Here is a 19,080-nt window from a genome sequence, read left to right on the forward strand (position 1 = left end):
TTTTGCTTAGTTTAACGCAGCAAATCATATAATTGAAAGAAATCAGCGTTATATGCTATAATTAAATTGATAATCAATATCATCCGAGTGTAAGGAGGCGTTTAATTATGAATTTATACAAGAGTATATTAATTGGTCTTTTGGGTTCATTTCTAATGTTTTTGGGAGACATGACCCTATATTATGATCCAAATGATTACGATGGCAAGGATACTATAAATAGTATTATTGGCATCATGAAAAATGTTAGCATAAAAAGATTATACATTGGTGGTCTTTTAGGTCCAATATGTGCCTTTATATACTGTATTGGATTTTTCCATATTGTTTTGAGCATACAAGAAGAGTATTTAAATCTTGCTTGGTTTGTATTTTTAATAAATATTTTTGGCATGATATTAGGGGGCACTTATCACATTCAATGTGCCTACTTAGGTCTTTTATCAAGGCACGAAAACAAAGGAGCTTTTGATGAATTTTTAAAATTTTTAAAACTCCAAGCAAAAATAGTTTTTTCTATTATGGCTTTAGCAAACATAGGATTAACTTTGGTAATTTTATTTGGATACACAGTATTTCCAAGATGGCAAGTCTTATTTACACCTATATTTCTTTTGCTTTTTACTCCTCTTACTGAGAGATTGCCAAAGGGACTGCACATGATCATTCGCGGAGGTTGGTTTAACATAATATATTTTATTTACTACCTAACCTTATTGATACACTGTACTAATATGAATTTATAAGTTATATAGTCAAAGACAAAATTATTATTTTAGTAGACAAGGGAAATTTTATATAATTTATTATTTAAAGGAGAAAATTTTATGAAACAAGTAAATTTTATGGATGACGATAAAACAAAGGTTGACTACAAAAATTGGGTTCCCCAAAGCTTGTTAAAGAATTTAATATTTGCAAGCCTTGTAGCTTTTATCCTATTTATAGCCTTTGGTGTCAGTGATTTTGTATTTAGTGGAAGAACTCGTCTAATATGTGCCCTTATTCTTGGGCTTGTAACGTTGATACTTATTTTCTTTGCAAGCTGGATGAGATTTTTATATAGGGCTTTTGATTACAATGGAAAAAGAAAGCTTGCCAAAATAATTATAGAAAGGACTGCCGATTATGTAAAAATTCCAGATGATGGTCTGGGATTAGATGTAGGATGTGGTAGCGGTGCACTTACCATTGCTTGTGCAAAGAAAAATCCAAAGGCGACTATGGTGGGCTGCGACATATGGAGCGGTTCATATAAAAGTGAATTTTCTAAAAGACTCTGTGAAAATAATGCAAAATTAGAGGGAATAGAAAATGTGAGATTTGAAGAGGGCAATGCTGTAAAACTTCCCTTTAGGGATGAGAGTTTTGATGCAGTGACAAGCAACTACGTTTATCACAATATAACGGGGGAAAATAAACAAAAACTTTTACTGGAAACATTACGTGTACTTAAAAAGGGTGGAGTTTTTGTTATTCATGATTTGATGAGTAGATCAAGATATGGAGATATGAATAAATTTATGGAAGAGCTGAAAAAAGATGGCTTCGAAGATGTGCAATTAATTGATACAACAAAGGGTCTTTTTATGAGTCACAAAGAATCTTTATTCCTTGGACTTTCTGGCTCAGCTCTTCTTATTGGGAGAAAATAAAATTGTATATAAATTAGTATAAAAATTTTAGAAAATTGATGAGGTATGCAAGATGAAATACAATGGTTTTTATTTTTGGCTATTTAAAAGGCCGATGAAAAAAGTTCTTATAGAAAAGTATGGCAAAGTATATGCTTCGGATATTATTAGAAAGAGCAAAGGTGTCTATAGAGATTTGGTTGAGAATATGGATGATATCGGCAATGACAATCCCATGGCATACAATGAGATGTTCGCCCTTGCCTTTGTTGCTCCATATATAGCAAGTGAAAAAGAAATTGCACCAGAGACCATCCAGGAAATGATGCGTCGCTCTCTGTATTTTGTCAAATGGTTTTTTTCATTAACTAATCTAAATACTAAGAGAGGAAAAGAAGCCAATAAGAAAAATATAGTTAAGTATTATAAATGGTATACAGAAGAAAAAGAAAAGCTATATCCTACGTCATTTAAAGTTGATTTTGAGGGAGAACCATATGAGGGCGCTTGTTATTACAGAATTACTCGTTGCCCTATTTGCACATACACTAAAAAGCTTGGGGTAGATGAATTAATGCCGCTATTCTGTGAACTTGATGAGCTTATGATAAGCCTTCAACATGGAGTACTTCACAGAAAAGGGACCATAGCAAATGGAGCAGATTATTGTGATTATTTTATTACAGGCGATAAAGAATGAAGAAGTTACAAGAATAAGTATTGGTAAAAACTTATAAAATTGTGATTATTTGAGTATCAGTCGGAGGTGTGAAATGAGCGTTACATATAAAATTGCATCGGCAATAGTAAGACTTGCCGGTGTCAAAAAAATGTTTTTAAAGAACAAGGAAGAGATGCTAGAGTACGCAAAGAAAGAAAACGCAAAGGCGGTATTTGATTTAGATAAGGCAAGGAAGAGAGCCGAGAGAAAAAAATACTATCTCATTGTAAGAGACGTAATGGGTTACAGGCTCCTTTCATATCAAAAAAACAAGAGTCATGCAGAGGAAGCAGTCCTACATTTCTTCGGCGGAGGAATGATTACACCACCGGACAAATTGGATTTTGCTTTGGCAGAAAGAATAATGGAAAAAACCGGCAAAGATGTTTGGTTTTTATTTTATCCCCTTTGCTCTGAAGATGTAAAGATAGATAAGACATACGAAGTTTCCTTTGAAGCCTATAAGCTGATGACCGAAACTTATAAGGCGGAAAACATAAGTGTCCTTGGATTTTCATCAGGTGCTGGTTTAGCCCTTGGAATTTTTTTACATAATAATGCATTAGGCAGACCTTTACCAATGGCTGGGAAAATAATTTCAATATCTCCTGGTGGACTTCCAGATGTAAGTCTTGAGGAAAATAAAGAAATATGGGAAAAATTAAATGCCCTTAACCATAAAGACATAATGATTGAACCTAGCTATTTTAAAACTGCAAGGGAAATCGTAAAGGGAGATGAAGACTTACCTGAATATATGTTAGACGGAACAAAGGGAGATTTTTCAGATTTTCCAAAAACTTACTTTTATTACGGAGAAAATGAATGCCTTTATGCTTTTGCAGAATACTTTAAAAAGGCAATGGAAAAATACAAGGCTCCATATAAAATCATTGTGGGTGAAGGAATGTGCCACTGTTATCCACTTTTAAGATTTTTTAGAGAGGGTAGACAGGCGCAGGATAAAATTATTGAATTATTAAAACAGTAGCCGGGAGAAAAAATGAAATCGAAAGAATTTAAAATGCCTTCATTTGGCGTTTGACCTATATATGTAATTACTTGTTTAATTCTTACAATATTAGGAATATGCCTTCATCTTAAGGAATACCTATATCAAGGAGAACTAAGTAAAGGGAAAATTATATTTATTATATTAGGAATTCTCTTTATAATGCTCGGACATATTTATGGATATAAGCGGTTATATTTCAGAAAATAAATAAAAAAGTTACAGAAAAAAAGTTGATAACAACAGGAGTATACAGCATAGTAAGAAATCCTGTTTATTCAGCATTTATATTTATATTCACAGGTATACTTTTATTTACAGCAAACTATATTTTATTAATACTTCCATTTGTATTTTGGGCATTCTTAACAATATTAATGAAAAATACAGAAGAAAAATGGTTAAAAAATGAATTCGGAACAGAGTACGAAATATATTTAAAAGAAGTAAACAGAGTAATACCATGGCCTAGAAAAAAATAAGGAAGTAATTGATATGGAAGTGATTAATATAGAAATTCGAAAAATTTTAAGATCAGATTTAGAAGAATTAGCAAAGTTAATGGTAGCTGTCTATAATGCTCCACCTTGGAATAATAAGTGGACAGAAGAAACAGCCTTGGAATCCTTAAGCGATATTTTAGGTTTCCATAAATTTTTTGGCAATGTGATTGTTGATAGAAATAAAATAATTGGTGCAATAATTGGTCACATAAGAAGATATTCTACTGAATCAACATTTTACATTGATGAGTTTTTTGTTTCTGAAAAATATAGAGGGACTGGTTTAGCAAAAGAACTTTACCAAACGAGTATAAAACAATTGAAGCAAAGAGGTATAAGTGGTGCATTTTTTACTACTTTAAAAAATTCGCGAGCCTATAATTTTTATGTAAAAGAAGGTGCTTGGGATTTGGAAGATTCCGCTTGTTTCTACCACAAATTCTAAAAATATTAATTCACCTATTTTAAAAATAGGTGCCAACTTATGGATTTCGCGTCACAATAGTGATAGAGGCAAATAGTTATGTAAATATAAGGAGTTCAAGACTTTTACTAAAGTTTAAAACTCAAAAAACAAATATTTGATGTGCTGCTTAGAGTATCTAATTTAATAATGTGAACGTGAAATAAAAAGAGATAAGAAAATGAAGAATACAAGGATGAGTATCAATAAAAATGCAATTTTAGGAAAGAAGCATGGGGCAAGGATTTATGTCAAAAATAGAATCTAAAATGCAAGAAAAAGTCATGTCTTTACTGTTTCGCGGGAAAGAAATATTTAAGCCATTAAATACAGGGCATATTGATGAGAGAGTAAGTTGCCTTAGAGAATATGTTGCCAATATTTATTTTTATAAAAAAGACGATTACACGATTATGATAGACGCAGGTTATAATTATGATAGGTTAGTAGAAAAAATGAAGTGGCTTGATATCGATCCGAAAGATATTCAGGAAATTTTAATTACCCATCAAGACACAGACCATGTGGGAGCTATTGAAAAAGGCAGTGATGGATTGTTTAGCGAATCCACTATATATATTGGGAAAATCGAAAATGAATATTTAGAAGGTCGTAAAAAGCGTAAAGTATTTGGCGGATTAGTTAAACTGCCACAAGTTCACATGGAAAATAAAAAAATATTAGTTGATGATGGGCAGGTTTTCTATATAGGGAATATTAAGATAGAAGCATTTCTTGTACCAGGGCATACTTGGGGACATCTTGTATATTTGATTGATGATGCATATTTATTTACAGGTGACACGATTTGGTTTGGAGCAGATGGTGGCTACGCATTTTTGAACATTCTTGCAGAAGATAAAAAATTACAAATTAAATCTCTTAAAAAGTTAGAGGAAACACTTAGAAAGAGAAATTTAAAGTTAAAAATTATAACAGGACATACGGGCTGGACTGATGATATAGATTTTGTTTTTGCTCATACAGATGAGATCTGCAATGGGTTAAAAAGGAAACCCAAAGTCCATGACCCCAAGGCACTCTATGATGGCTATGATGAAAAAGACGATACAGAAGACAAGGCAAGGAATGTTTTACTGGAAAGGTGTTAAACAGATATGCTTACGGGAAACAAACTACTAATCTAAGAATTTAGACAATGGAAAGTAATAATTCTGTCGTCTTTTTTTACTTCAAATAAAGGAGGCAAGAATGAATTTTGATTTTTTCACTCAAGACCCCAAAGAAGAATAAAGAATCTTTAGCTAAACTAAAAGATAGATTAAAAGATTATGCTCTCCCTTATGTATCGAACCTTTGACTATAGGGGCAAGAGGAAACACGCCAAAACTATTATAGAAGGAGCACTCAATATGTTGAAATATCAGACGGTAGAGTTAGATTTGATTTAGGATGTGGCAGCGGTGCACTTACAATTGCTTGTGCAAAAATAAACTCAAAAGCAACCATGGCTGGCTGTGATATATGGAGTGGTCCATACAAGAGCGAATTTTCAAAGAAGCTCTGCCATGACAATGCTAAGTCAGAGGGAGTAACAAATGTGAGATTTGAAGAAGGAAATGCAGTGAAACTTCCATTTAAAGATGAAAGATTCGATGAGGTAACAAGCAACTAAGTTTATCACAATATAATGTGATAATAAACAGAAACTTCTATTGGTAAATTTTCTTGTACTTAAAAAAGGCAGCGTTTTTGCAATACATGATTTGATAAAGGAATCAAATTATGGCGATATAGAGAAATTTTTATATAATGAGGAATTAAATGAACTTTATTAGCTATGGAAATAGAAATAAGAAGTCAATGTTATTTATTCACGGACTTGCCTCTACTGCAGACCAATGTTTCAAACCACTTCTGCCTTATTTGCAAGATTATTTTGTAATTTTCTGTGAATTGGACGGACATTATGGAATTAATCCCAAAGACTTGACTTCCTTGAAAGAAACCATAGATTCAATAGAAAATTACATATTAAATGAAATGGGTGGGAGCGTCTATGGAATATGCGGATTTTCTATGGGAGCAACCATCGCAGTTGAACTCATTGGAAGAGGAAATATTTCTGTTTCAAAAGTCCTACTAGATGCGGCGATTACTGCTGAATTAGGCTTAATGGCAACGCCTTTTACCTATGCTTTTATCATTGGGACAAGCAGAATCAAAAATAAAAAGCCAATACCTAAATTTTTATTAGATAAGATTATGGGCAAGGATAATCTAAGCGTAATAGAAATGATGTATCCGCAAATTTCAAAAAACACTATTAAAAATGTCTGCAAGTTTATCTATCATTACAAGCCTCCAAAGAATTTAATTGAGTTTTCAAATCCAGTAATGTTTTGGAGGGGAAGCGAAGAGCCAATCCCTGCAAAAAGTGAAAAGATATTAAGAGAGTATCTTCCACAAATGGAAACAGAAATATTTGAAGGAATGGGACACGGACAATTTCTCCACGAACATCCCAAAGAATACGCTGAGAAGCTAAAAGTCTTTTTGGAAAATAAATAAGGAGAATATTATGGATATAACAAGAGCAATATTAGATGGAATTGCAATGGCTGCTATCTTTAACGGTGCAGTGGCAGCTTTTGTACTGATTAACCCGAGATTTTTCTTTGATTCCTATCCAAAGAAAATACAAAATTCGGCTCCGGAAAATATGACAAAAGAAGAGAAAAGAATAAATTTAATACTTACATTTATAATTTTAGGAATCGTATTTATATATGGAGTGACCTCTCTTTTACATACGGGAATAAGAGGACTTAGAGATCTTTTCTGGATGAGCTATATTCAGTGGATAATATTAAACTTGGGAGATTTCCTTCTATTGGATGTACTTTTGTTCCAAGGAAAGTACAAGGATAAGATCGTAATACCAGGTACAGAAGGACATGAGGACTACGAATTTGGAAATTGGATGAAGCATTTGGCTATTAAAGAACATTTTATCTTGATGCCATTATTACTAATTCCAATCGCATCCATAGTAGAAGCGTGGCTAGTGCTGCTACTTGGATTATAAAATAAAATTTGGAAGCGATGTGATTGGCTTGATTAGGTGAATCCATAGTAAGGTTTATATTTAATAATAAGCACCAAAGAAAAGTTGTAACCTCTTATATAATAATAAGAAAAATTTTATTCAGTAATAATTCTGACATATATAGGGTATAGGTAAAATATATTAATAAGAAAGGAAATTAAAAATGAAAATGGAAAAAGAAGAATTGTTGGATAAGATTTTAAAAATGTAGTCATGAATATTATGACGGTAGAAGAATTTATTTTAAATTAAGAAGCATGGCTAGATATTTGAGGTCATTATTATTGTGTTGAGACTATAGCGTTGATACAAAAGATGTAAACTTAGAAATCCTGCATTTTAAGCGGTTTTATAAGCATTTTGTCTTTGATAAAGATGAAGAAGTATATGTAAAAAGACTCAAAAAAACTACATGGACGTAAGAGTTGTTTTGCATGTGGAGACTGTGGTGTTGATGGAAAGATAAAGAATGATGAATTTTACATGCTTCGGATAGAATGAAATATATGACAGTAAGAGAAAGGAAATAATGTAGGTGCGTTATGGATGCACGTAAAGGTAATATCTATGAGATATTAAATGGAAATAAGCAGTTCTTAATTCCAGTTTATCAGAGATTTTATAGCTGGGATATTGATCAGTGCAAACGACTTTGGAACGATATTGTAGATATGCAGAAAAAGGGCAAGGTTGGTCATTTTGTGGGATCTATTGTTAACATTGCAGAGCAGGCAATGCCAACAGGTGTTCAAAAATACATGATTATTGATGGTCAACAGCGAATGACTACCTTAACACTGTTACTTCTTGCTTTGCGCGATTATGCAATAAAGAATCCAAGTGACACAACGATAAATGCTCGTCGTATAGATAATATGCTTTTAAAAAATGAGTATGAGGAAGGTGATGAAAGATATAAGCTGCTCTTAACTGAAACAGATAGAGATATTCTTATAAGCCTTGTTGAGAGAAAACCGATTAGAGAAGGCATTAGATCAAGACTGATTGAAAATTATAACTTCTTTGCCAATAAATTGGCCGATAAAGAAATTCAGCCTGCTGAGGTATATGAGTCAATTGGAAAATTACAAATTGTTAATATCACATTAGATCGAGCTGTTGATGATGCACAAGCAATTTTTGAAAGTTTGAATTCAACGGGTAAAGAACTTTCTGAATCCGATTTAATTCGTAACTATATTTTGATGGGACTAGAAGCTTCAGAGCAAACTTATGTGTACGAACATCTTTGGCGACCTATGGAACAACTGTTTGTCTATGAAAGGCAAGGAACAGTAATGGATGCTTTTTTCCGCCATTACTTGACTATGAAAATTTCTCGTATTCCAAAGCTGGGATGTGTATATGAAGAATTTAAGCTTTATCATTTGAATTGTGAGTTTGGAACTATAAGAGAACTATGTCAAGATTTGTTGGTGTATGCAAAATATTATACAAATATTGTATTTGAGCGAAATTCTGACACGGATTTAAAGAATTTATATGAGGAAATTATTGATTTAAAAATGGAAGTATCTTATCCATTCTTATTGAAAATTCATCGTGACTTTGAGGAAGGGCTAATTACATCAGACGAGCTTAAGGAAATTTTAAAGCTTTGCATTAGTTATGTATTAAGACGTTCGATTTGTGAGATCCCTACTAACTCATTGAATAAAACATTTGCAACTATGAGAAATTATATTAGATCAAATGATTACATAAATTCTGTCAAGGCATTCTTCTTGATGCAAGATTCTTACAAAGAATTCCCGGATAACGATAAGTTTGAAATTGCATTTGTGAGTCGTGATATTTACAATATGCGTAATAGAAATTATATTCTTAGTAGTTTGGAAAATTTTGAAAACAAAGCTCCAATTATAATTGAGAATTACACAATTGAGCATATTATGCCACAGAACAAAAATCTTTCTTTAGACTGGCAAGCAGATCTTGGTGACAATTGGCAGGAGGTTCAGAAAAAATATTTACACACAATTGGTAACCTCACTTTGACTGCATATAATTCTGAGATGAGCGATAGGCCTTTCTTAGAGAAGATGGATATGTCGGGAGGATTTAAAGAAAGTGCGCTAAGACTTAATAAATATGTTGTTTTACAAAAAGAGTGGAATGAAAAATATATAAAAGAGAGAGCAAAGTAATTAGCAAATAAAGCTAAATCTATTTGGCCATATCCAACTTTAACTGACGAAGAACTTGCACAATATCAAGTAGATGAAAAAAAGGCACAGAAGTATTCTTTGGAAACATATTATATGAGTGATTTTACAAAGATGCTATTCGATTCTTTGGATAAGCGAATTATGAATCTATCTCCGGCTGTAAAAAAGGAATATAAGAAGATGTATGTTGCCTATAAGCTGGATACTAATTTTGTAGATATTGTTTTCCAAAAGCAAAGATTGCGTATTTCAGTTAATATGAAGTTTCCGGATATTATTGATCCTAATGATATTTGCAGAGATATTACTGGAATTGGACGTTGGGGAAATGGCGATGTAGAATTGTTTATGGAAGACAAGGATCAATTAGATCAAATTATGGAAATTGTGAAACAATCCTTTGATGCACAGGGAGAATAATTATTTTAAGACGAAAAAAGACTTTGTCTGAAAAAGAAAAAGTCAGAACCTTTTGAAAATAAGATATGCTAAACAATCTACTAAGAGAAGATGACATAGAAGCATGAGAAATCTATGATTTAATAAAAGGAATAGAAAATCATTTGAACAAATATTTGGATTCAATTAAAACTAAACAGAAATTTTAAAAGTGTTGATATATTTTTTCAACACTTTTTTACTGTTATCTATTCATCCAGCCATTCTTTTAAAACGACTGCATGATTAAATTTCTCGTTTTTCGCGGCATATAGCAAGGTTACATTTAAATCTTGCAACTTTTGCGTGCACAGATCCTTAAACTTTTGCGACTTTGGATTGCTCTTTAATTCCTTTATATAAAGTTCTTTAAACTCATCATATTTTTCAGGATCATGAGAAAACCATTTTCGAAGTTCGTTTGATGGAGCGATTTCCTTTGCCCATAAATCAACTTCAGCTTTTTCTTTTTTTATACCTCGAGTCCAGAGTCTATCAACAAGAATACGAAAACCGTCAGTTTCTGCGGAAGTTTCATATATTCTCTTACAAAATAATTTATTCATAAATGTCTCCTTAAAAAAAGTATCTTTAAAATGCTATTTTAGTTGTTATTACAACGCAGTTATTGTCTTTATTGTAGTATAATTGAAATATAAAATCAATTAGTAGAAAATTTATGTTTTGATTCTGTTTTGAGCAAAAATATATGCCTTGGTTTGCTATGATTCTTGAAAGGGATGTTGATATGGTGTTTGAAAAAAACAAAGACATACAAAATATAAAAAAAGATCTGAGAAAAAAGATGCTGTCTAAAGCCCTTGCACTGCCAGAAATTTATAAAAAAGATGCGGACAGAGAGATTACTCGGTTACTCTTAGGACTTCCTGAATATAAAGATGCGAGGACTATTTTCTGTTTTGTAGGTGTGAAGCATGAGATCAACACAAGGCCTTTTCTTAACCAGGTGCTTGCGGATGGGAAGAGGCTAGCAGTTCCACTTTGCATTGGAAAAGGAGTCATGGAAGCTAGAAGAATATTAACTCTTGATGAATTAAAAAAAGGATGCTACGGTCTCTAAGAGCCGGATAAATCTTCGGAGCTTATTCCCATGTATGAGGTTGAGTTTGCTGTTATTCCTTGTCTTTCAACAGATCGTAAAGGCAATCGTCTCGGTCATGGCGGCGGGTATTACGACACTCTTTTCAATAAATATAATAATGTTCCGGCTGCTATTATTTGCAGAGAGCACATGTGTGGCGACGTGCCAACGGAATCATTTGATCATAGGTTTTCGATAACTGTTACAGAAGGCGGTGTATTTCGAAATGGAAATTAAATTAGTTTATGTATTAATCGGTGGAAGATCAAAAGTAAAACGGGTCGTTGCAGACAGAATAGAAAAATGGGATGTGATAAAATGAAAGAAAAAATAGGCGAAGTCTTTTCAATAGGAAGGGATAATCCGTCGGTTCCAGGATGTACTATATCAAAAGAAATCTATGGTGGAGAAAATTCCATTACATATTTTTCACTGGCTAAGAATACGGACATAAGTGCAGAGATTTATCCCTACCACAAGCTATTAATCGTTGCAGAGGGCAGCTTGGAGGTTTATGGAAAAGATAATTTCTTGCAAAGATTGCAAGTAGGAGAAAGTATCTTAACACTGACAAACACCCCTATGGGAATGAGTACTGCAAAAGGCAGTGTATATACAGAGGTATCTGTAAGAAAGGAGAGTATTATGAACGAAAAAATTAAAGCGGGAGAAGTTTTTAAATTGAAAGACCTTGTTCCTTATGCGGAAGGCAAGATCGTCAACATGGATGTGGTGCATAATGACAAGATGAAATTCGTCGTTATGGCATTTGATGAAGGCACAGAGCTTTCGGAACACGCCGCTCCCGGCGAGGCAATCATCTTTGCTCTGGATGGCGAAGCTGTCATAAACTATGAGGGGAAGGACCATGTAGTCTGTGCTGGCGAAAACTTCCACTTTGCAAAAGGTGGTCTACACTCAGTAAAAGCTACAAAGAAGTTTAAGATGGCACTTCTTCTTACTTTGGAATAAAATGATTTAAAGAAGTTAAAATATTGGAGGTGGGATAAATATGAGAATTATTAAATATAGCAAGTCTGAGGAAGCTTTAAATATAGCTACCCACGTTTTAGGATTTATCCTAAGCCTGATATTTTTTTACCAGTAGTCATTAAAGCTTATAGTGGCAAAGACATAATTAGATTTTTAGCCTGGTTAATTTATTTTATAGCCATAGCCATAATGTTTTTATCTTCAAGCCTCTATCACTCTATTACCAATCCCTTAGCAAGGACGATCTTTAGGGCAATTGATCACGGAGTAATCTATTTGACAATTGCAGGCTCATATACTCCAATTATCTTAATTGGCTTAATGTCTACTTTTTCCATAGTTATATTTGTTTTAATATGGATCTTGGCATTAATAGGCATAGGGATGAACATAACAGCCTTTACTGCAGGCAAAGAAGATAAGATAAATAAGGCTTCTATGATTATATACATGGCAATGGACTGGATATCACTTTTACTTATCTATCAGATTTATAAATATATAGGTATATACTATATTTTATTTTTGGTACTTGGTGGACTTTTCTATACCATAGGAGCAATTTTTTATTCAATAAAAAAAATACCATACAATCATGCTATATGGCATATTTTTATACTGATAGCAACCTTTGTCATGTTTTATGGCAATTATAGGTTTTTAGGGTAATAGAAAAAAAGATTGAAGCAAGTATAAAATCAAAAGTTAAGTAATAAATAAAGAAATTAGCTAAAGACACAAAGACAGAATTTGTATAAACAATCATAAAAACTCAAATCTCATACACACTTGCCACTAAAGCTTTGTGGAGAGTGTAGTATTGATGGCGAGAAATTAGAATCATTGGGAGATAAAATGTTAACTAACGAAGGCTTTGATTTATGGGCAGATGATTACGATGAATGTGTTGATATTTCTGATAATAATGAATCCTATCCATTCGCTGGATATAAAATAGTATTAAATGAAATATATAATCGCATATTAAACGCATCTTATAAAAATATTTTAGACATTGGATTTGGTACTGGAACTTTAATATTCAGGCTATATCAGCAGGGCTGTAACATTTACGGACAGGATTTTTCTGAAAGAATGATAGATATAGCTCAAAAGAAAATGCCTGAAGCTAAGCTATATAACGGAGATATTTCTAATGGATTGGTAGAAGCATTATTAGAACATAAATATGATGCAATAATTGCTACATATTCTCTCCACCATCTAACTGATTCTAAAAAAGTTACGTTTTTAAAAAGTTTGCTTAAACAATTAGACGAAAATGCAGTCATATACATTGGGGATGTAGCTTTTGAAAATCGTATAGAACATGATAAATGCATGAAAAAAGTAGGAGATGAATGGGACAAAGATGAATTCTACTTTGTTGTGAATGAGATGAAGGCATATTTTCCAGATATGAAATTTGAAAAAATTTCAGAATGTGCAGGGATAATCACATTAAAGAAATAAGTTTTATAAGTTGATGGCTCTGTATATATTGTTGTGTGGAATCTATAAATAAACATAATAATAAAGCCTATAATTTAAAAAAGATGAAGAAGCAATTATCAAAATATTCGGAGGTGTAAGATGGGAGATCTTAATAAAGTTGATGAAAATTATAACTTGGAAATATTAACAGAAGAAATGCTTGAGGATGCGAGGAAATCAATTAATTTAAAAAATACATTAAGTTTGCCAATTGAAGAACTTTCAATGCTAGGAGCAAGTATATCATCATTAGTTCCTGCTTTTAATACTATTACTCAGACAACGTCCTTACCTACTGATGGTCTATATAAAATAGCAAATGCAGCTTTAGGCGATACATTGAAGATGGCCAAAAATGGCAATGCTTGGGGTGCAATGAAAACAACCAAAGGTAAGTCTAAGATGGTTCAACTTAAAGAAGTGGGATCACTTACAGTAACAACAAAAACCATGCTTCCAATTGATCCAGCAACTATTTTTGTAGCGATGATGCTTTATTCTATTGAAAAAGATATTAAGGAAATATCAGAAACTCAGAAAAAAATACTTTCATTTCTTGAAGTTGAAAATGAATCGCAAATCGAAGCAGATGTTGAAACTTTAATGGAGATAGTAAATAATTATAAGTACAATTGGGACAAAGAGCTAGTAGTTGCAAATAGCCATAATGTAATTATGGACATAAAAAACAGATCAAGAAAAAATATATTAGCTTTCCAAAAGAAACTTACAGCTGAAGTTTCAAAGAAACAACTTCTAACATCTCAAGGGAAAATTAATTCGACATTAGCAGATTTATTAAAAAAATTCAAATACTATCGCCTATCCATTTATATATTTTCCTTAGCATCATTAATGGAAATAATGCTATCTGGTAATTTTAAAGAAGAATACATTGAAAACACTAAAAACGAAATAGAAAAATTATCAGCGAAGTATAGAGATTATTTTAACGAAGCTTCCTTAGATATAGAAAAAATATCTAAGAGCGGAGTTGAGGCAAATTTATTTAAGGGCATAGGATTAGCTGGAAAAACAGCAGGTAAATTTATAGGAAATATTCCGTTAATTAAAAAAGGCCCAGTTGATGAGTTTTTAAAAGCTAAGGGAGAAAATTTATACAACGATGCTCAAGAAATAGAAAAAAACCTTGTAAGAAAATTTGCAGAACTTGCAAATCCAGGCACAAGAGTGCTAATAAAAAAGATAGAAGACTTAAATTATATTTATAATCGTACGAATCAAGTCTGTTTTAACAAAGACTCTATTTACTTTTTGTCATAAAACCATTATCAGCAGAAAATGTATAGAAATGATATTCAGAATATGATTTTGTAGGATATTATTTTGCAATATAATTATAATATCTTTAGGAATATGCAAAGCTTTTAGGATTTATAAATCTTAAAAGCTTTTTCTTTATTAATAATTGTCAGCATAAAGAAAAAATAATTTTTCTATTGACAAGTATCGAGTATCGATATATAATCTTAATATCGATATTCGATAGATGAAGGAGGGAAAAATGTTAAAATTTAGATTTTTAACTTATACTAATTTTGCTCTTGTAGAAAAATGGTATGAAGATATGGCAAAAGATGGCTGGCAAATTGAAAAAATTTCCTTATCATTTATTCACAGGTTTGAAAAAGCAGACCCAAGAAATGTAAAATATAAAATTTCTATCGCTCCAAATGAAGGAACATTTACTGCTCTTACTAAAGACGAACAAAAAGACTTTGATAATATGGCAGAAGATTACGGTTGGCATCTTATTGATAGGTCTTTTAATATGAATATTTATAGACTAGATAAAGATGGGGCAGATTCTTTATATAATGATAGCTTAGATGAAATAGGGATCTTAAATAAGGCAATTAGAGGAGAGATAATATCAATTAGTTTTTCGCTTTTATATTTGCGATTTTATCTTTTTTTATCCTAGGTTCCTTTAATTCTAGTGAAATATATTATTCTAATTATCCTTTGTTTATGGCGCCAGCGAGTATTTTTCTTTTAGTATTTATAATATTAAGCCTTTTTGATTTTATAAGTTTTAGAAAAAGAAATAAGGATACAAAAGACATTAGAGATTTTAAATTTTCTAAACTTAGTTTTTCTAAAATCTTTGTATTTTTAGCCATAATACCTTTAATTTTGACGGCAATGGCATGGATATCATCAATATTAGTTCCAATAGGAAGTTCTGATGGCTTATCAAGATTTTTATTAATTCTTCCCAATATTTTCCTATTGTTTTTAGTTTATTTTCTTGTTAAGAAAATTAAGCTTATGGATGTCAAAAAGAAGAGCAAGAAGCTTATTTTAGGATTAATGATAGTTTCGCTCACTCTTGCTGCAAGTATTTTTACATTTTTTGTAATGGATAATATTGACAATAAAGTTCAAAAAGAAGAATATTTGGATAATTTTTCTGTGACTTCAGAAAGAAAAAGTTTACTAACAGAAAGTTGTAAGCATTATTCTGCTAAAAATTATAATCTCGCTGTAAGAAAAACTCTAGTAAAATCAGAGAATCTTGCAGAAGATTTATTTGAAAGAATTGTAAAAAATTCAAGAAATCATCCTTATAGGGCAGGTTTTGTAAAAGATATTTCCAAATCATATCCTTATGAAAAAACCTATATTTTATCTAATGAAAACGAATATTTGATTTTATATAATAATGTTGTTTTGGAAATTAATGGAGATCTTAACGACGCTACGGTTCAAAAAGATATAGAAAAAATTTTGGGGGAGAAATAATGGCAAGAGACCAATTTCAAACCCTAACTGAGCCTATGTATTTTACTCTATTAGCCTTGGGAGAAGTTAGAAATGGAGCTGAAATCACTTCTTGGGTTAGTAAGATAACTAAGGGAAGAATAAACTTGGCACCAGGTACTCTTTATGCTCTTTTGGCACAGTTTTTAGAAAATGACCTAATAAAAAGAGTCGAAACAAACAAAAAAGGCAAATATTACACAATAACAGATGAAGGCAAAAAACTCTTAGAAGAAGAAGTTCAAAGACTTAGACTTTTAATTGACAATTACGAGAAATATTTTGATAAATAAATGATAGTAATTATACAAAATTTTCCTATTAATAAAATTTTAAAATATTTTCTGCTGAAAGATCTAGTTTTATGAGAAAAATCTCATTTAAAAATTATATATAAAAGATATAAGATTATTATTTTGGGTATAATATTAATGTTAGTTAATAAATAAAAGGAGGAAGATAATGAGATTTGAAAATAAAGTTCTTATAATTACAGGAGCATCATCTGGAGTTGGTAGAAGTGCTAGCATAATGGCAGCAAAAGAAGGGGCAAAAGTTTATTCTGTTGCTAGAAGAGAAGAAAAATTGATAGCTTTAAGAGATGAAGTGAGAGCTTTAAACTGCCAAGGAGAAATAGTTCCTGTAGTATGTGATGTTTCAAAACAAGAAGACGTAGATAAACTTTTTGAAATAGTAAGTAAAGAAAATGAAAAATTAGATGTTCTTATAGCAAACGCTGGTGTAATGGATAAGTTTGAGCCTATTACTCATTGCAAAGAAGAAACTTTTGATTGGATTTTTAATGTAAATGTAAAAGGTTCTTTCAGATTATTTAAAGGAGCAATACCTTTAATGAAAGATGGTGGCGCAATCGTCGCTACAACTTCAATTGCAGGAATCAGAGGCGGAAAAGCTGGAGTAGCTTATACAATGTCTAAAAATGCTATTCACGGACTAGTAAGAAATACTGCAGCTATGTATGCTAACGATAAAATTCGCTGTAACGCGGTAGCACCTGGTGGAATTGCAACAGAAATTCTTCAAAATCTAAACGATGTTGATGAAAAAGGAATGGAAGTTGTAATGAGAGGACCAAAACTTGACAAGATGGTAGCAACAGCAGAAGAGATAGCTTCAAATCTACTTTTCCTAGCTTCAGATCAAGCTTCCAATATTAACGGACAAATATTGGTATCCGATGGTGGATTAACTATAATGTAAGTTAAACATTTGAAAATTATAAGAGCCTGTCATTTGACAAGCTCTTTATTTGCTTTAAGATGTGCATTATTTCAAGGAATCTTAGCTAAAATAATAAGCGCAATAGCTTTTTATTTTAACCAATAATTTTTCCCTCCGCAGTTTGCAGTTTTACATTTTTTCTAAATTCTGAAGGACTAATTTCTAGAATTTGGTTAAAAGCTCTCCTAAAGCTTCTACTATTGTTAAAACCAACTTCATAAGAAATATCTTCTATTGCTTTATCTGTAGATTTAAGCAATTCTATAGCTCTAGTAACTCTCAAATAATTTAAATACTCGGTAAAATTTTTCTCGAATTGAAAATTCAACAACCTATTTACATAAGCCTTGTTCATATTAAATTTCTTTGAAACCATAGAAATTGATAAGTCTTTGTTAGCAAAATTATTTTCAATATACCTTATTAGGTCATTTTTTCTGTCAGATTGGAAAAGTTTCAATCTATTTTCCGTTACCAAATAATCTTCTCTAAACTCACTTGGTGTAACTTTTTCTATCTGTAAAAATGAATTTATAAAGTGAGAATCATCATTATAACCAACTTCACTTGCTATTTCTTTTATACTTAATGACGTGTAAGTTAGTAGGTCGACTGACTTAGAAAATTTCATATCTTCAAGCAATTCTTTGAATGTATAGTTTATGCTTTCTTTTAAATATTTAGTTAAGGAAGACTTGCTCATAAAAAACACAGATGAAATTTTTTCGAGAGTGAGTTTTTCGGATAAATGTGAGTACATATAGCTTAAAACTTCATTAATATTTACATGGAATTGATCTTTAGATGTTTTATCCGTAAAATTTTTTGATCTTAAGTACTCAATAGTAAGCTCAATTAATAAAGTCAACAAATAAATTCTTGAAAACTGGTCTTTATTTGGAGTGTAGTATTGAGAAATGTCCCCGACTTCAGCTCTAAATTTTTTCATAGTCCTAAGAATACTTTTAAATTCTAAGTCATCTAGATATCTAACTCTATTGTCTTTGATCTCTTTATAAAATGCGCTATTATTTTCGGTAAAAATTTCCATATCTGATAAATATTGAGTAAATGCACTATAATTAAAAACTATTTTTATAAAATCTAAAGGCTCGTCCACTTCTTTTATTTCAGAAATATCCCATGGAATAATTAAGGCTATTGAATTTTTTTTAACCTTATATTCTTTTGAATTTAATACAAATTTACCAGAACCTCTTGTAAATAATAAAAATCTTGCTTGCTGATGGATAAGAGGTTTGGTGGTAGAATTTGCAAATTCATATTCATAAGTAACTAAATTTGATAAGTCAAAATGAGATTCAAATTTTTCTTCTAAACGAGTGTTAGTCATTTTTTCTCCTTTAATCTACCATCATATATAATATATAATATCACAAAATCGGAAGATTACTATAGTCTATTTACTGTTTTT

The 19,080-nt window shown here is 31.4% G+C and carries 20 protein-coding genes and 3 pseudogenes; 21 read left to right on the plus strand and 2 right to left on the minus strand.

Annotation, left to right across the window (positions count from 1 at the left end):
- Window positions 1-107 precede the first annotated feature (107 nt).
- From CS884_RS02235 to CS884_RS10690, 12 genes and pseudogenes are all read left to right on the plus strand, one after another.
- Window positions 108-746 carry a DUF6796 family protein gene (locus tag CS884_RS02235; RefSeq protein ID WP_099320450.1) on the plus strand — a complete coding sequence of 213 codons (639 nt, stop codon included), beginning with the start codon at window positions 108-110 and terminating at the stop codon, window positions 744-746.
- An 81-nt stretch (window positions 747-827) separates the two neighbouring features.
- Window positions 828-1,655 carry a class I SAM-dependent methyltransferase gene (locus tag CS884_RS02240; RefSeq protein ID WP_099320451.1) on the plus strand — a complete coding sequence of 276 codons (828 nt, stop codon included), beginning with the start codon at window positions 828-830 and terminating at the stop codon, window positions 1,653-1,655.
- A gap of 52 nt (window positions 1,656-1,707) precedes the next feature.
- Entirely contained in the window at window positions 1,708-2,334 is a 627-nt protein-coding gene (locus tag CS884_RS02245; RefSeq protein WP_099320452.1) for an L-2-amino-thiazoline-4-carboxylic acid hydrolase, read from the plus strand.
- A 73-nt stretch (window positions 2,335-2,407) separates the two neighbouring features.
- Window positions 2,408-3,346 carry an alpha/beta hydrolase gene (locus CS884_RS02250; protein ID WP_099320453.1) on the plus strand — a complete coding sequence of 313 codons (939 nt, stop codon included), beginning with the start codon at window positions 2,408-2,410 and terminating at the stop codon, window positions 3,344-3,346.
- A 57-nt stretch (window positions 3,347-3,403) separates the two neighbouring features.
- A pseudogene (locus CS884_RS02255) lies at window positions 3,404-3,849 on the plus strand (isoprenylcysteine carboxylmethyltransferase family protein).
- 13 nt (window positions 3,850-3,862) lie between these two features.
- Entirely contained in the window at window positions 3,863-4,315 is a 453-nt protein-coding gene (locus tag CS884_RS02260; protein WP_257875734.1) for a GNAT family N-acetyltransferase, read from the plus strand.
- A 266-nt stretch (window positions 4,316-4,581) separates the two neighbouring features.
- The gene (locus CS884_RS02270) at window positions 4,582-5,445 is read left to right on the plus strand and encodes an MBL fold metallo-hydrolase (RefSeq protein WP_099320931.1); all 864 of its coding nucleotides are present in this window, start codon (window positions 4,582-4,584) and stop codon (window positions 5,443-5,445) included.
- 198 nt (window positions 5,446-5,643) lie between these two features.
- Window positions 5,644-6,102 (plus strand): annotated as a pseudogene (locus tag CS884_RS10875) (class I SAM-dependent methyltransferase); the annotation flags it as partial.
- Between the two features lie 16 nt (window positions 6,103-6,118).
- Window positions 6,119-6,865 (plus strand): alpha/beta fold hydrolase, encoded by a 747-nt coding sequence (locus tag CS884_RS02280; protein WP_099320454.1) that lies wholly within the window; start codon window positions 6,119-6,121, stop codon window positions 6,863-6,865.
- A gap of 10 nt (window positions 6,866-6,875) precedes the next feature.
- On the plus strand, window positions 6,876-7,382 hold the full coding sequence (locus CS884_RS02285) for a hypothetical protein (RefSeq protein ID WP_099320455.1): 507 nt from the start codon (window positions 6,876-6,878) through the stop codon (window positions 7,380-7,382).
- 563 nt (window positions 7,383-7,945) lie between these two features.
- The gene (locus CS884_RS02290; protein WP_219350572.1) at window positions 7,946-9,571 is read left to right on the plus strand and encodes a DUF262 domain-containing protein; all 1,626 of its coding nucleotides are present in this window, start codon (window positions 7,946-7,948) and stop codon (window positions 9,569-9,571) included.
- 114 nt (window positions 9,572-9,685) lie between these two features.
- Entirely contained in the window at window positions 9,686-10,012 is a 327-nt protein-coding gene (locus tag CS884_RS10690) for a DUF5655 domain-containing protein (protein WP_219350573.1), read from the plus strand.
- Window positions 10,013-10,239: 227 nt separating this feature from the next.
- On the opposite strand, the gene CS884_RS02295 is transcribed toward CS884_RS10690, so the two are convergent.
- Entirely contained in the window at window positions 10,240-10,596 is a 357-nt protein-coding gene (locus CS884_RS02295; RefSeq protein ID WP_099320456.1) for a DUF488 domain-containing protein, read from the minus strand.
- A gap of 182 nt (window positions 10,597-10,778) precedes the next feature.
- On the opposite strand from CS884_RS02295, the pseudogene CS884_RS10805 reads away from it, so the two are divergent.
- The 9 genes and pseudogenes from CS884_RS10805 (at window position 10,779) to CS884_RS02350 (ending at window position 17,624) form a co-directional block, all read left to right on the plus strand.
- Window positions 10,779-11,369, plus strand: a pseudogene (locus CS884_RS10805) (5-formyltetrahydrofolate cyclo-ligase).
- Between the two features lie 81 nt (window positions 11,370-11,450).
- Entirely contained in the window at window positions 11,451-12,104 is a 654-nt protein-coding gene (locus tag CS884_RS02310; protein WP_099320459.1) for a cupin domain-containing protein, read from the plus strand.
- Window positions 12,105-12,314: 210 nt separating this feature from the next.
- Entirely contained in the window at window positions 12,315-12,794 is a 480-nt protein-coding gene (locus tag CS884_RS02315) for a hemolysin III family protein (protein ID WP_257875735.1), read from the plus strand.
- A 186-nt stretch (window positions 12,795-12,980) separates the two neighbouring features.
- Window positions 12,981-13,598 (plus strand): bifunctional 2-polyprenyl-6-hydroxyphenol methylase/3-demethylubiquinol 3-O-methyltransferase UbiG, encoded by a 618-nt coding sequence (locus tag CS884_RS02320; RefSeq protein ID WP_099320460.1) that lies wholly within the window; start codon window positions 12,981-12,983, stop codon window positions 13,596-13,598.
- 120 nt (window positions 13,599-13,718) lie between these two features.
- Window positions 13,719-14,903: a hypothetical protein gene (locus CS884_RS02325; protein WP_180753289.1), complete on the plus strand. Its 1,185-nt coding sequence runs from the start codon at window positions 13,719-13,721 to the stop codon at window positions 14,901-14,903.
- Window positions 14,904-15,144: 241 nt separating this feature from the next.
- Window positions 15,145-15,564, plus strand: a complete 420-nt coding sequence (locus CS884_RS02330) for a DUF2812 domain-containing protein (protein ID WP_180753290.1) — start codon at window positions 15,145-15,147, stop codon at window positions 15,562-15,564.
- Between the two features lie 47 nt (window positions 15,565-15,611).
- On the plus strand, window positions 15,612-16,385 hold the full coding sequence (locus CS884_RS10490; RefSeq protein WP_143434404.1) for a hypothetical protein: 774 nt from the start codon (window positions 15,612-15,614) through the stop codon (window positions 16,383-16,385).
- Window positions 16,385-16,696 carry a PadR family transcriptional regulator gene (locus tag CS884_RS02345; protein ID WP_099320464.1) on the plus strand — a complete coding sequence of 104 codons (312 nt, stop codon included), beginning with the start codon at window positions 16,385-16,387 and terminating at the stop codon, window positions 16,694-16,696. Before CS884_RS10490 ends, CS884_RS02345 begins: the two co-directional genes overlap by 1 nt.
- 169 nt (window positions 16,697-16,865) lie before the next feature.
- The gene (locus CS884_RS02350; RefSeq protein ID WP_099320465.1) at window positions 16,866-17,624 is read left to right on the plus strand and encodes an SDR family oxidoreductase; all 759 of its coding nucleotides are present in this window, start codon (window positions 16,866-16,868) and stop codon (window positions 17,622-17,624) included.
- A 115-nt stretch (window positions 17,625-17,739) separates the two neighbouring features.
- On the opposite strand, the gene CS884_RS02355 is transcribed toward CS884_RS02350, so the two are convergent.
- Window positions 17,740-18,999 carry an AraC family transcriptional regulator gene (locus CS884_RS02355; RefSeq protein WP_099320466.1) on the minus strand — a complete coding sequence of 420 codons (1,260 nt, stop codon included), beginning with the start codon at window positions 18,997-18,999 and terminating at the stop codon, window positions 17,740-17,742.
- Window positions 19,000-19,080 lie beyond the last annotated feature (81 nt).

This window comes from Anaerococcus sp. Marseille-P3625 (assembly GCF_900232825.1).
Lineage (GTDB): Bacteria > Bacillota > Clostridia > Tissierellales > Peptoniphilaceae > Anaerococcus.